Here is a 14,076-nt window from a genome sequence, read left to right as displayed (position 1 = left end):
TTTCCCCAGGATCTTCTTCCGAAGCCTCAACAGGTACCGGCGTCACGATGTTCCGATTAGACTCATGGACTATCGCGCTGCAAAAGGCATAGGACGGCTCGCCTAGGGGAGATTGGCGAGCCGCTGATGGCCGAGATGGATCAGCCGGTCGTCATGATCAGGAAGATGCCGATGATGAAGGCGACCACGACGATGCCCGCCGCGATCATCGGCCCGAGGTGACTGGGAGGAGTGTCCTTGGAGTGCGATCCCTCCGGAGCGTGCGCCGGTGTGGACGGGCTTTGGTATTGGACCGCCGCGGCGGGGGTCGGCACGCCAGCCGCCTCGTCGTCGGTGCCCAAGGGGGCCGTCGCCGGATCGGGGGCCGCGACCTTGTCCCGGAACTTACCGCTGTCGATCTGATCGCGGAGATGTCCTCGTTCCATTGGATCGGCGCTCGCCGTGCTGGAGGGATCGGGGCGTACGGCTGCGTTGTGCGCGGCACCCATGTCGGAGCCTGTTTCGCGGTCGGCCATTGAGGTTCCCTGCGCCTGTCGTCGGTTGATGTGGAGTTGTTCCGGGAGGCGCGTGCGTGACGCGCGTCCGGTGGATCAACGAGCGGGCGGAGGCTTGGTTCCCGAATCGGCCCTGGAGCGCTCCAAGGATGACAACCATCCCAAGGGTGGATTCAGCCGGGGTCGGCGTTTGATCACCCGCGGGTATGAACCCGTTCACTCGCGTTCCCAAGCTTTCATGCCATCATCCGGCAAATGATCCAAAGGGTTCGTTTGCCAAAAAGGTCATGGCTGGCACTGATACGAAAGAGATGGTCTAAAAAAACTCCTTGTTTCGTTTTGATATACGAAACAATGGAGAAAAATTTATTGATTTTGGGAAGGTTCATGCAAACGAAAAACTTTCTCTCTAAGGTATGTACAACAATATAAGGATTTCTGTATCGCGCCTCATGTGTAAGATTGGTAATCGCAAAAACCCGCTGCAAACGCAGCGTAAAAATTTGCCGAAGTCCTCAAAAACAGCAGGTGTGAAATGAGTTTACCGAATGTTGACACCGTTCCTGGTGCAACGACATCAGCGGCACGTGTGATTGGTGGGATCGGCCAGGGGAATGTTGGTTACATCAACTTCTCCGGAGATTCCGATTACTATCGAATGACTTTGCGGCCCGGACAGTCCTATACGTTCGAAGCGCAAGGCATCGGGCTCACCGATACCACCCTGACCCTGCGCAACTCGGCTGGCGCGCAGGTCGCGTTCGATGACGACAGTGGCGCCGGCTTGAACTCGCTGATCAACTTCACGGCACCGGGCAATCTCCCGTCGGGCGGCTCGACCTACTTCCTCGACGTTCGCGGTTTCGGCAGCCGCACGGGCTCGTATCGGGTGCTCGCCCACACGCCCGGCGACCAAGCCGCCAACACGGGAACGTCGGCGTCGATCGCCACGGACCTGACCCGCACCGGCTTCGTCGGCGTGTCGGGTGATCACGACTGGTTCCGAACCACGCTGTCTGCCGGGACGACCTATGTCTTCACCCAGAATGGCTCGGGGACGAACTCGCTCGGTGATCCGGTGCTGCGTCTGCGGAACTCGGTCGGAACGCAGGTGGCGGTCGACGACGACAGTGGCCCCGGCCTGAACTCCCGCCTGACCTTCACCGCGGGCGCCACCGGAACCTACTTCCTGGACGCCGGCGCCTTCGCCGACAGCGGAACCGGCAACTATGCCCTGGGCATGACCGAGGTGGACGACATCTTCGGCACCACGGGAACCAACCGCAACATCTCGATCAGCGGCGTGCCCAATGGCGCTGGGTTCGGCAGTGGCCGGATCAACTCGGCGGCGGACCAGGATTTTCACCGGGTCTTCCTGCGGGCGGGCGAGCTTTACCAGTTCCAGGCCAACAATGCCGGCGGCGCCACTGGGCTCAACGATCCGACGCTGGCCTTGCGCAATAGCGCCGGCGCGCAGGTGGCGTTCGACGACGATGGTGGCGTCGGCCTGAACTCACAGATCCAGTTCCGTCCGACCGCCAGCGGCAACTACTACCTGGATGTCGGCGGGTTCGGGTCGAACGTCGGCAACTACAGCGTCGTCGCCCGCGAGGTGCAGGGCAACACCGGGACCTACAGCACGCTGGGCGTCAGCGCCGTCATCGGGGGCTCGACCTCGCTGACCGGCGATCTCCACGCCAATGGCGACCAAGACTTCCACCGCATGACCCTGACCGGCGGCCGGACCTATCGGTTCGACTTGCGCGGTTCGGCCAGCGGCGGCGGCAGTCTGGCGGATCCATTCCTGGAACTGCGCAATTCCGGCGGCGCCATCGTCAGGTCGGACGATGACAGCGGCACTGGTTTCGACAGCAGCCTGACCTTCCAAGTGGCCGGAGCGGGCGCCCAGACCTTCTTCGCCAACACCCGCGCTTTCGGCAACAACGGGTCCGGCACCTACAGGCTGCAGGCGACGACCATCGCCTGATCCAACAACGACGTTAGCTGAAGTAATGGAGGGAAGCGTGACGGAGAATATCTTCGTGGACGGTCTCGGGAAACTGCATGTGGCCGGCGGAGCGGCCAGGTTGGAATTCTTCGTCATGCTTCCCTCCTCCCAAGACGCGGAGGGCCACCCATCGGTGGCCCCCCGGCTCCGGGTGGTGATGGCGCCGGAAGCCCTGATCCATCTCCACGCCGCCATGCGGGGGCTGGTCCAGCAGTTCGTGGCGCGCGGCATCCTGCGCCCGATGGAACCGGCCCTGCCTGAGACGGTGCCGGAAATGCCCGAAGTGTTGGCCGGTGCCGGAGGTGGGCGATGATCGGAAACACCGATACGCCGGAGATCTTCTGCGATGGGGTCGGGCAGGTCTCGTTGACCCGCGGGATGATCCGGATCGAACTGATGGTGCCGTCGGACAAGCGGGGCCGGGCGGAGGCGCCCGCCGAGGCCGGGGTCCGCCTGATCGCGTCGGCGGAGGGCTTCCTGCGGGTCTTCGACACGATCGACCGGGCGCTGCGCGAGTCCGGGATGATGCCGCCCGAACCCGTCGCGGGTGACGATGGGATGCCGCGCCGGCCAAGCCCCCGGTCGCCCAACTTCCCCCACATCGTCCAGCCCTGATCCCCGCCAGCCTCAATTTCAAAAAAAGATGGAAGCCATGCCCAGCCATCAATCCGGGACGCGAACGCCATGAGCGAACCCTGCCTCAGCACGAGCCTGCGCTGCCTCTCGGCCATGCTCCAGCATCACGGCCTGATCATCAGGGAGGACGAACTGGTCCGGCGCTTCGCGCTGGGACCGGAGGAACTGGACGACAGCCTGATCCTGCGCGTCGCCACCGACCTTGGCTATAAGGCCCGGCGCTGGCGCGCCTCGTTCCGCAAGCTGGAGCGGTTGGGCGAGGCGTTCCCAGTGCTGGCGCGCCTGAGGAACGGCCGGACGGTGATCGTCAACGGCATCTTCCGTCCCGAAGACAAGGAGGGTGGCGGCGGCCGGTCCCGAGCCAGGCCTGGACCCCAGGTGGTCGTCACCGATCCGATGGCCGACCGGCCCGGCTTCCTGTTCGTCGACCGCGCCGAGTTCGAGAAGGCGTGGGATCGCACCTTGATCATGCTGCGGCCCAACACCGCCGACGACAAGGACGGCCGAGAGTTCAACATCGGCTGGTTCGTGCCGGAGATCATGCGCCAGCGATCCTTGCTGCGCGACATCGCCATCGCGGTGATGGTGCTGCACATGCTGGCGCTGACCGTGCCGATCTTCTTCCAGCTGGTGGTGGACCGGGTGCTGGTCCACGAGACCATGTCCACCCTGGTGGTGCTGGTGGTTGGCGTGGTGCTGGCGATCCTGTTCGACAGCGCGTTCGGATTTCTCCGCAGCTATCTCATGTTGTACGCGACCAATCGGATCGATATCCGGTTGGCCCGGCTGACCTTCGCCCATCTGGCGAGCCTGCCGATCGGCTTTTTCGAGCGGGTGCCGGCCGGATTGCTGACCAAGCACATGCAGCAGGCGGAGCAGATCCGCCAATTCCTGACCGGCCGGGTATTCTTCACCTTGCTGGACGCTACGGCGCTGCTGGTCTTCCTGCCGGTGCTGTGGTTCTACAGCGCCAAGCTGACCTTGATCACGCTGGCATTCGCCGGTTTCATCGCCCTGGTGATCGCCGGGTTGCTGGTGCCGTATCGCCAGCGGCTGAAGGCGCTCTACGACGCCGAGGGCCAGCGCCAGTCGATGCTGGTCGAGGCGATCCACGGCATGCGGACGATCAAGTCGCTGGCGATCGAGCCCCAGCAACAGCGCGACTGGGAGGAGAAGTCGGCCCGCGCCGTGCGGATGCATTTCCGCGTCGGCCGCATCGCCGCCATCGCCAGCGCCTCCACCCAGGGTTTCCAGAAGCTGCTGATGGTCGCGATCGTCGCGGTCGGCGCGTCCGACGTCTTCACCGGGAGTTTGACGGTCGGCGCGCTGATCGCCTTCAACATGATCGCTGGCCGGGTGATCGATCCGCTGGTCCAATTGGTCTCGCTGGTCCAGGACTATCAAGAGGCGGCGCTGTCGGTCCGTATGCTGGGCACCGTGATGAACGAGCCGGGCGAGAACCGGGGCGAGGCGACGCGCCTGCGCCCGCCGCTGGACGGCTCCATCGAGTTCGACCGGGTCAGCTTCCGCTATGCCGGCGGCGGCGCCCCGACACTGACCGACGCCAGCTTCCGGATCGAGCCCGGCATGATCGTCGGCGTGGTCGGCCGCAGCGGATCGGGCAAGACGACGCTGACCCGGCTGATGCAGGGGTTGTACACGGCGGAGCAGGGAACGGTCCGCATGTCGGGCATCGACGTGCGGGAGTTCGACTTGGCCCACCTGCGTCAGAACATCGGCGTGGTGCTTCAGGACGACTTCATGTTCCGCGCCTCGATCCGCTCGAACCTGTCGATCACGAGGCGCGACGCGGCGCCGGAGGAGATCGTCGAGGCGGCCCGCCTGGCGGGAGCCCATGAGTTCATCGAGCGGCTGCCGCAAGGCTACGACACGCCGCTGGAGGAAGGCGCCAGCAACCTGTCGGGCGGGCAGCGCCAGCGTCTGGCCATCGCCCGCGCCTTGGTCCGCCAGCCCCAGGTGCTGATCCTGGACGAGGCGACCAGCGCGCTCGACCCGGAGAGCGAGGCCATCGTCCGGCGCAACCTCTTCAGCATCGCCGAGGGCCGGACCCTGGTGATCGTTTCCCACCGGCTGTCGCTGTTGCAGGACGCCGACATGATCCTGGTCCTGGATCGGGGAAGCATCGTCAGCACCGGAACTCATCAGGATCTCGTCCACGATTGCCCGATCTATCGCGGCTTCTGGCAAGAGCAGAACAGGGTGGCGGCATGAGCGTCTCATCGACTTCCCACAGGGTTTCCGATCCCTCGTCCCAGTCGCGAATCCAGTCCAATGTCCGCTACCTGCCGGCTCCCAGCCGGCGCCCGCCGGACATCGCGCCCGAAGCGGTTGCCTTCCAGTCGGACAGTTGCGCTGTCGAGCACGCGCCGGTCCCGCCGGTGGCGCGGGGCATGGTCTGGCTGCTGGTGCTGGTGATCGCGACGGCGATCGGCTGGGCCTGTTTCGCCAAGCTGGACCGGGTGGTGTCGACGACCGGCCGGCTGATCACCCCGATCCCCAAGCTGGTGATCCAGCCCCTGGAGATATCCAGCGTTCGCAAGATCAACGTGGAGCCGGGGCAGACCGTCAGGAAGGGCGATGTGCTGGCCGAGTTGGACCCCACTTTCGTCCAGGCGGACCAAGCCCAGTTGGAGAAGCGGCGGGAGTCGCTGGAGGCGCGGATCGCCCGTCTCCGCGCGGAGGTGATCGACGCGGATTTCGCGGTCGGCGCCGGGGCGGGGTCGGACTATCTGGTCCAGCAAGCCTTGTTCGCCCAGCGGCGGCGGGAGCTGGACATGAAGCTGGCCTCGGCCGATCAGCAATTGGCGCAGATCGACGCGGCGCTCGCCGGCACGCGAACCAGCGCCGGGTTGCTGAACAACCAATTGACCTTGGCGCGCGATCTGGAGCAGATGCGTGAGAAACTGGCGGCCAATGGCAATGTGGCACGGTCGGTGCTGCTGGAGACCCGCCAGCGGCGGCTTGAGGTCGAGGTCGCCCAGAAGGCCGCGACGGACAAGCTTACCGAGCTTCAGCACCAGGGCGAGGCATTGCGCGCCCAGCGCGCGGGGTTCCTTGAGGAATGGCACCGAACGGCGGCCGAGGAACTGATCGCGGCTCGGACGGACCATGGCGACATCGTCGAGCAGATTCAGAAGGCCGAGCGCAAATCCAGTCTGGTGCTGCTACGCGCTCCCGAGGACGCCGTCGTTCTGGAAGTCGCCGACCGCTCCGCCGGCGCCGTCGTGCAGGAGGCCGAGACGCTGATCACCCTGGTGCCGCTGAACACGACGCTGGAAGCCGAGATCGAGATCAACGCGTCGGATGTCGGCTCGGTCGCGGTGGACGACAAGGTGCGGGTCAAGCTCGACGCCTTCCCGTTCCAGCGGCACGGCTTGCTGCAAGGGCGGCTGCGGACCCTAAGCGAGGACGCCTTCGTCCGCCGGCCCGACGAGGCCCGCGGCGAGGGCCCGGCCAACTACTACCGCGCCCGCGTCGAACTCACCACGACCCAACTGCGCAACGTGCCCGAACACAACCGTCTGCTGCCGGGCATGGGCGTGCGGGGCGAGATCCTGGTCGGTGATCGGCGTGTGATCACCTATTTCCTATACCCGCTGATCCGAGCGCTTGATGAAAGCTTGCGCGAGCCCGTGTGAGTGTGATGGGCAAATTCTTGGCAAGCCAATGAAAGTCCAATCGCTGAAAATATAAATGTTTGGTCCAGGATTCATAAAGACTTGATATCTGTGTCCATCCTGTGGATCCTCTTTATCCGTGTCAATGAAATCCCTATTGTCTAGTAGGTCTTGAAAATATCGGAGGATAGTCCACCGGACGATGTATTTGGATCAGTTGATGCATGGGTAGGTTTTTTCAACACGGATAAAGAGGATTGACAGGATGGGCACAGACTTATTTGGTTATGATGCAATCAAGAGTGACAGTATTCAACGCTTCCTGCCCCTTGGGCGTCAATGGTCATCAGTTTCCTAAGCAACTTTAACAAGCACATCAATTTAATATTTTTATTATAGGTTGCACATACTGCGGGTCGTCTGTAACATATTTTCCATAATGAGAATTTTGCGGTCGGGTGGATCACTCTGGCGACAGGAAATGGATCTCGGTACCGCTGAGAGGATCCGGTAGGGGTGAAGGCTATCATGATAGTGGATCGTCCCCTTATCGTCCTTGGACATCCGTTTCCGGTTGTAGGATGCCGTCGGATCATGAGCACTGACGAGACGGGACGATTTTCCCGCTCTCGACGGCATTCCGGAGCGATGGGACAAGCGTCATGCCCTTGAAGCTTGTTCACCGCCTGCTCGCGGTCATGGGTGCGGCGCTGCTTCCAATCAGCGCCATGCAGATCCATTCAACCTTCCAACTCGAACAACAGCAGGTCAAATCAACGCACGCCGAGGCGATGCGTCTGCTGCAAATGATCGAGGCGCAGCAATCCGCGATCCTTTCTGGCGTTCGACAACTATTGTCGATGCTGCGCCAGACGAGGGTCGTCCTGGAGGGGGACTGGCCCCAGTGTCAAAACCTTGTCGAACGTCTGCGCGCCGAGTATCCAAGCCACTTGAGCTTCCATGTGACCGACGAGCGCGGCATCATTCGTTGCGCCACCGAGGTGCGGGCGATCGGGCTGGATGTCTCCGACCGTGACCATGTGGCGGTGGCGCTGGCTGGTTCCGCCCGCACGGGTGCGAGGATCACCACCCGCTTGACCGGCAGGACGGTCCTGCCGTTGGCGGTTCCGGTGACCGATCCCGTGGTCCGGAACGTCATCGGCGTCGCGGTGGCACTGATCGAGATCGACTGGCTGGGCGCCGGACTTGGTGGCAAGCCGCTGCCACCCAACTCGACGCTTACTGTCGCCGACCGTGCCGGCTTGATCCTGTATCGATCGCCTCACACGGCTGGAATGACGGGAACGACGTTGCCCGACCGTTTCATGGAACTCGCGTTTCTCGCGGATCCAGGAGCCATGCTGCTTTCGGATCTCGATGGGGTGGAGCGGCTCATCGCCTTCTCGCCGGTTCCCCATGGCGGCGACGACTTGTTCCTGTCCATCGGTCTTGACGAGGCTGGAGCCTTGGCCGGTATCCGAGACAGTCGAACACGAACGCTTTGGCTCCTGATGGTGGTCGCCGTCGGAGCCACCGTGCTCGTCATCTGGCTGGGACATCGCCATATCCAAACTCCAGCGGGACATCTGGCGGCGGTCGCCCGACGCTGGCGGGGCGGCCAGCTCGACGCGCGCGCCACCGTTTCTCCCAGCGCCGTCGAGTTCGCCAGCTTGGCCGCCGACTTCAACGCCATGGCCGACACCCTGGATGGTCGTCAGCGTGCGCTGCAGACCAGCGAGGAGCGACACCGGGCCGTGTTCGACACGGCCGTCGACGCCCTCGTCGTCATCGACGAGGGCGGGACCATGAGGGCGGCCAACCCCGCGGCCGCGCGCGTCTTCGGATATGATGTCGCGGACCTGTTGGGCCGCGACGTATCGATGTTGATGGGGGACGAGCATCGGCGACGGCACGGAGGTTACATCGACAGCTATCTCAAGACCGGGATAGCCCGGATCATCGGCATTGGCCGGCAGGTGGAGGGGCGCCGCAGCGATGGCACGTTGTTTCCTCTGGAACTCTCGATCGCCTGGTGGCGCGACAGCGAGGGGCAGCGATTCTTCACGGGCATCATGCGCGACATATCGGCCCGGAGACTGGCGGAGCGGCAGGCGGAGGAGGAGCGCGATCGGCTGCGCCGGGTGATCGAGGGAGCTCCATTTCCCATGATGGTCCGCGCTGAAAGCGGGAAAATCCTCCATATCAGCCGAGCATGGCTCGAGATCAGCGGATACGATCGCGGCGAGCTCGCGACGATCGCGGATTGGACGGAGCGGGCATATGGCCGGTCCGGCGGAATGGGGGTGGGAAACGCCGTCCGAGCGGACATAGATCGCCTCTATGCCCTCGACCGTCCCATCGACGAGGGCGAGTACGTGATTCGCACGGCGACCGGAGCCAAGCGGGTCTGGGCCTTCAGGTCGGCGCCGATCGGCCGCGCGGCGTCGGGACAAAGGCTGGTGGTCAGCGTGGCCATCGACGTCACGGATCGCCGCGACGGCGAGGAGAGGCTCAAGCTTCTGATGCGGGAGGTGGACCACAGGGCCAAGAACGCCCTGATGGTCGTCCAGTCGATCGTGCAACTCTCCAGGTCCGATGATCCGGGCGAGTTCTTCAGGGCGGTCGAAGGTCGTATCCAGGCCATGGCGCGGGCGCACTCCCTCTTGGCGATTGGCCAGTGGTCAGGGGCGGATTTGCGGCAACTCCTGTTCGAGGAGTTGCTGGCCTATGGCGGCGAAGGCAGGATCACGCTGACCGGCCCAGCGGTGTCGCTGCGTCCGGAAGCCACTCAAGCGGTTTCCCTGGCCCTGCACGAACTCGCCACCAATGCCGCCAAGCATGGATCGCTGACCAGCGCCCAGGGTCGGATAGAGGTTTTCTGGTCGGCACAGGAGGCCGGGGACGCGCTTTGCCTGCTGTGGCAGGAGAGTGGCGGCCCAATTGGTGATGGAGCGCCGCCACGCCAGGGTTTCGGTACCGAGTTGTTGCGACAGGTGATCGAGTCGCAACTCGGTGGCGAGATGCAACTCCACCTAGATAGTCCTGGACTGGCATGCCAGATCACCTTACCGGCTGACACTTGGCAAGCCAGCGGCTTGGACGCGCCCGAGCCAGTCAGCCGGCACTGGAGCGGTACGCCGGTGGTGGGAATGGGGAGGAGGGTGATGATTGTCGAGGACGAGGCGCTGACCGCGCTGGCGCTGCAGCAACTTCTGGAGCGCCATGGCTTCGCCGTCCTTGGGCCGGTCGGCCGTGTCGAGGACGCGCTCGAGCTTCTCCGGGCCGGCCCTCCCGATGCCGCCGTGCTCGATGTCAACCTGTTCGGCTCGACCATCGATCCGGTCGCCGCCGCCCTCGAGAACATGGGCGTGCCGTTTCTGTTCTGTACCGGCTATCACGCTGGGGGATCCTCCGCACGTCGGCATCCCGGCGCACCTGTCCTCAACAAGCCGGTGAACGCCAATAATCTCCTCGTGGCGGTCAATCACCTCATGACCGATGCCAAGCCGGTAAATGAAGATGTCGAAATGGGTGTTTGATGGCGTTCGGCATCGGCCCGCCTGTTCGCCGCGCGCGAAAGACGGCACGGATGCAACGGTCCGGCTCAGGTTGCGGCGTCTCCACCGAACCCAATAACAAGATGTCGCCAGGGGTTGTCGGGGCTTCGAACTGGTGCCGGCTGAGGGATTTGAACCCCCGACCTTCGGTTTACAAAACCGCTGCACTACCACTGTGCTAAGCCGGCCCACCGTTCGACGCGTCTCTCGACGGACGGCAGACTAGCGCCGCGGGATGTCCGGGACAAGTCCGAGGTGAAGATTTCCTCTGGGATGGGTGCCGCGGGGTCAGGCCGGTTGACGCCCCCGCCCCAGTGCCGCTAACCCAGGGGTATTGGCGGAGGGTGGCCTCCGCTTATCCGCCCTTCCGGGAGACGAGATGGACCGCAGAAGCTTCTTGGTGGCGCTGGCCCTGGGCGCCACGACATGCTTGGCCGGTACGGGAGTCAGGGCCGATGCCACCGTCCAGCTTCGGCTGCTCGGCACCACCGACATCCATGTCAACCTGCTGCCGTACAACTACTATGCCGACAAGGAGGACATCACCGTCGGACTGGCGCGAACCGCCACCTTGATCGCCAAGGCCCGCGCCGAGTCGAGGAACAGCCTGCTGCTCGACAACGCCGACGCGATCCAGGGCAATCCCCTGGGCGACTTCGTGGCTCGGGAGCGGGGGCTGGGGCGGGGCGAAGTCCATCCCGTTTACAAGGCGATGAACCTGCTGAAATACGATGCCAGCACGGTCGGCAACCACGAGTTCAACTATGGCCTGGACTTTCTGGCCAACGCCCAGGCCAGCGCCACCTTTCCGATCGTGGCCGCCAACGTGACGCGGGTCTCGGACGGCCAGCCCTACTTCAAGCCCTACGAGATCCTTACCCGGCAGGTGACCGACGAGGCCGGGCGGGTCCACGCGCTGAGGATCGGCGTCATCGGCTTCGTGCCGCCGCAGGTCACCACCTGGGACAAGGCGGCGCTGGACGGCAAGGTCTCGACCATCGACATCGTCGAGGCCGCTCGGAAATACGTCCCCGAACTGCGAGCCAAGGGCGCCGACATCGTCGTGGCGCTCTGCCACAGCGGGCTGTCGGGCGAACCGCGCGTCGGCGGCGAGGAGAACGCCGCCGCGTACCTGACCGAGGTCGAGGGCATCGACGCCGTTTTGTCCGGTCATCAGCACAAGGTCTTCCCCGGACCCGATTTCTCGGGTCTGCCCGGTGCGGACATGGGAAAGGGAACGATCCATGGGGTGCCTGTGGTCATGCCCGGGTTCTGGGGCAGCCATCTGGGCCTGATCGACCTGACGCTGAAGGAGGAGGGCGGCAGATGGTCGGTGGCCGACGCCACATCCTCCGTGCGCCCAATTTGGGAGACGAAGGACAAACAGAAGGTGGCGCTGGTCGACTCGGACCCGGCGATCGTCGAGGCCCTGAAGGCCGACCACGAGGCGACGCTGGGCTATGTCCGGCAGCCGATCGGCGAGACGACGGCACCGATCAACAGCTACTTCGCGCTGGTCCAGGACGATCCCTCCATCCAGATCGTGACCAACGCCCAGGCTTGGTATGTCCAGCACCTGCTGAAGGGCACGGAGTACGAGGGCTTGCCGGTGCTATCCGCCGGAGCGCCGTTCAAGGCCGGCGGCCGTGGCGGGCCGGATTACTTCACCGACATTCCGGCGGGGCGGATCGCGATCAAGAACGCCGCGGACCTGTACCTCTATCCCAACACCCTGCGGGCGGTCGTGATGACCGGCGCCCAGGTGCGGGAATGGCTGGAGATGTCCGCCGGCGCCTTCAACCGGATCGACCCCACCAAGGCCGGCGAGCAGCCGCTGCTGAACACGGCGTTTCCCAGCTATAACTTCGACGTGATCGACGGCGTGACCTACGGGATCGACGTCTCGAAGCCCGCGCGTTACGACGGCGACGGCAAGGTGGTGGCCCCGGAGTCGCACCGGATCCGGGATTTGGCGTTAGAGGGCAAGCCGATCGACGATCAGCGGCGCTTCGTGGTGGTGACCAACAACTACCGCGCCGGTGGCGGCGGCAAGTTCCCCGGCCTGGATGGCTCCAACGTCATCGTCGAGGCGCCGGACGAGAACAGGACGGCGCTGGTCAACTACATCTTCGAGCGCAAGACGATCGATCCGGCCTCCGATGGCAACTGGTCCCTGGTCCCCATCGGCGGCAAGGCGGAGGTGACCTTCGTGTCCTCCCCCAAGGCGAAGGACGCCTTGCCGGCGGGCGGCAGGATCAGCGCGCTGGGTGACGCCGACAATGGCTTCGCCAAGTATCGGATCGACCTGTCGAACTGAGCCCCCACCGCTTCCGAGGCCGGTTCAGCGCAACCGCGCCAGCTCGTAGAGAGACACCGCGGCGGCGTTGGAGACGTTGAGGCTGCCGATCGGGCCACCGGTCGGCAGGCGGGCGATTTCGTCGCACCGCTCCATGGTCAGCCGGCGCAGCCCGCTGCCCTCCGCTCCCATCACGAGGGCGACCTTGCCCTTGAGGCCAAGCTGGGCCAGTGTCTTGCCGCCCGATTCGTCCAGACCGACGCACCAGTAGCCGGCCTCGCGCAGCTCCGTCAGGGAGCGGGCGAGGTTGACGATCCGAACCAGCGGCACGACCTCGGCCGCTCCCGACGCGCTCTTCGCCAGCGTGCCGGTCATCTCCGGCGCGTTGCGGTCGGGCAGGACCACCGCGCTGGCGCCGAACGCGGCGGCGGAGCGCAGGATGGCGCCGACATTGTGCGGGTCCGTCACCTGATCCAGCACGACGATGATGTCCTCGTCCTTCAGGGAGCCCTGGCGAACGATGTCGTCCAGGTCGACCTCCGGCAGGGGGGAGGCGTCCAGCACCAGCCCCTGGTGGACGGCGCCGGGCGGCAGCAGGCGATCCAGCTCCGTACGCTCCACCACGGTCGGCTTTGGCCGCTCCAGGCCCGCCGCCTTGGCCCGCTCGATGGCGTCGGCCAAGCTGGCCAACGCGCCCTCGGTCGCGAGCAGGCGCGTACAGCGCCGGTCGGGGTTGGTCCACGCCGCCGCGACCGGGTGAAGGCCGAACAGCAGCCCGGGCTTTCCGGCTTTGTTTCCGCTGGACTGCGAGGGGCCGGGCTTGTGCCGGCGCGCGGGCTGCGCCGCGGCGGGCGTGGCCGGGGAGGTGGCGGGCTGGGCGGAGCGGGGATGCTTGTGTCTGGTCATGATGGAGGGGACTTTGGCTTACTTGTAATTACGATGCCAGCGCGGAGTTCGATCATCTTTAGGCGTTGACAATGGAAGCGAAATTACCATAGTGCGCTTCTCCGTTCCGGGCGACCGGGACGGTTGGAAGGGTGGCCGAGTGGTTAAAGGCAGCAGACTGTAAATCTGCCCGCGATAGCGTACGCTGGTTCGAATCCAGCCCCTTCCACCATCTCTGCCATCACGACCGGATGAGCCGGTCTGGATCGGCAGACCGGTGTCGATGGCGCCGTCAGGAAATGGTTCGGGCGGGTGTAGCTCAATGGTAGAGCTCCAGTCTTCCAAACTGGTGACGAGGGTTCGATTCCCTTCACCCGCTCCATTCCTGCCTGCCTGGTTCCTTGGGCCCAGTCCTGGGCTTTGTCCCGAGGGACGACGGATGCCGGCTCCGGTACTTGTGTTTTTGATCTTCGGATGGATGTCGGCATAAGCCGCGGGGACAGAAAGAGCGATGGCGAAGGCGAAATTTGAGCGGAACAAGCCGCACTGCAACATCGGCACG

The 14,076-nt window shown here is 64.6% G+C and carries 9 protein-coding genes and 3 tRNA genes; 9 read left to right on the top strand and 3 right to left on the bottom strand.

Annotated features, from left to right (window positions below; translation table 11 throughout):
* Positions 1–140 precede the first annotated feature (140 nt).
* Positions 141–515: a hypothetical protein gene (locus N825_RS23220; RefSeq protein ID WP_037457576.1), complete on the bottom strand. Its 375-nt coding sequence runs from the start codon at positions 513–515 to the stop codon at positions 141–143.
* A gap of 637 nt (positions 516–1,152) precedes the next feature.
* On the opposite strand from N825_RS23220, the gene N825_RS23215 reads away from it, so the two are divergent.
* The 6 genes from N825_RS23215 to N825_RS36815 all read left to right on the top strand — a co-directional run bounded on the left by N825_RS23215 (position 1,153) and on the right by N825_RS36815 (position 10,315).
* A complete protein-coding gene (locus N825_RS23215; RefSeq protein ID WP_037457575.1) occupies positions 1,153–2,481 on the top strand; it encodes a pre-peptidase C-terminal domain-containing protein in 1,329 nt (442 codons plus the stop codon).
* Between the two features lie 37 nt (positions 2,482–2,518).
* Complete coding sequence (locus N825_RS23210) at positions 2,519–2,815, top strand: hypothetical protein (RefSeq protein WP_157619495.1); 297 nt, start codon at positions 2,519–2,521, stop codon at positions 2,813–2,815.
* A complete protein-coding gene (locus tag N825_RS23205; RefSeq protein ID WP_037457572.1) occupies positions 2,812–3,117 on the top strand; it encodes a hypothetical protein in 306 nt (101 codons plus the stop codon). Before N825_RS23210 ends, N825_RS23205 begins: the two co-directional genes overlap by 4 nt.
* Positions 3,118–3,186: 69 nt before the next feature.
* Entirely contained in the window at positions 3,187–5,370 is a 2,184-nt protein-coding gene (locus tag N825_RS23200) for a peptidase domain-containing ABC transporter (RefSeq protein WP_037457571.1), read from the top strand.
* Positions 5,367–6,797, top strand: coding sequence for an HlyD family type I secretion periplasmic adaptor subunit (locus tag N825_RS23195; RefSeq protein WP_051512810.1), 1,431 nt, complete (start codon positions 5,367–5,369; stop codon positions 6,795–6,797). The genes N825_RS23200 and N825_RS23195 overlap by 4 nt, the downstream gene beginning before the upstream one ends.
* 641 nt (positions 6,798–7,438) lie before the next feature.
* The gene (locus N825_RS36815) at positions 7,439–10,315 is read left to right on the top strand and encodes a PAS domain S-box protein (protein WP_051512809.1); all 2,877 of its coding nucleotides are present in this window, start codon (positions 7,439–7,441) and stop codon (positions 10,313–10,315) included.
* 131 nt (positions 10,316–10,446) lie between these two features.
* Here the strand turns inward: N825_RS36815 and N825_RS23185 are convergent.
* Positions 10,447–10,521 (bottom strand) — tRNA-Thr (locus tag N825_RS23185).
* A gap of 191 nt (positions 10,522–10,712) precedes the next feature.
* On the opposite strand from N825_RS23185, the gene N825_RS23180 reads away from it, so the two are divergent.
* The gene (locus N825_RS23180) at positions 10,713–12,650 is read left to right on the top strand and encodes a bifunctional 2',3'-cyclic-nucleotide 2'-phosphodiesterase/3'-nucleotidase (RefSeq protein ID WP_037457569.1); all 1,938 of its coding nucleotides are present in this window, start codon (positions 10,713–10,715) and stop codon (positions 12,648–12,650) included.
* Positions 12,651–12,674: 24 nt separating this feature from the next.
* Here the strand turns inward: N825_RS23180 and rlmB are convergent, their stop codons facing one another.
* Positions 12,675–13,535, bottom strand: a complete 861-nt coding sequence (gene rlmB, locus N825_RS23175) for a 23S rRNA (guanosine(2251)-2'-O)-methyltransferase RlmB (RefSeq protein ID WP_037457568.1) — start codon at positions 13,533–13,535, stop codon at positions 12,675–12,677.
* Positions 13,536–13,660: 125 nt separating this feature from the next.
* On the opposite strand from rlmB, the gene N825_RS23170 reads away from it, so the two are divergent.
* Both N825_RS23170 and N825_RS23165 read left to right on the top strand, forming a co-directional pair.
* Positions 13,661–13,746: transfer RNA gene (locus tag N825_RS23170), tRNA-Tyr, on the top strand.
* A 76-nt stretch (positions 13,747–13,822) separates the two neighbouring features.
* Positions 13,823–13,896 (top strand) — tRNA-Gly (locus tag N825_RS23165).
* Positions 13,897–14,076: the final 180 nt, after the last annotated feature.

This window comes from Skermanella stibiiresistens SB22, from assembly GCF_000576635.1.
GTDB classification, from domain to species: Bacteria; Pseudomonadota; Alphaproteobacteria; order Azospirillales; family Azospirillaceae; genus Skermanella; species Skermanella stibiiresistens.
Note: the sequence above shows the minus strand (reverse complement) of the source record. Positions and strands in the feature narration are given on the sequence as shown.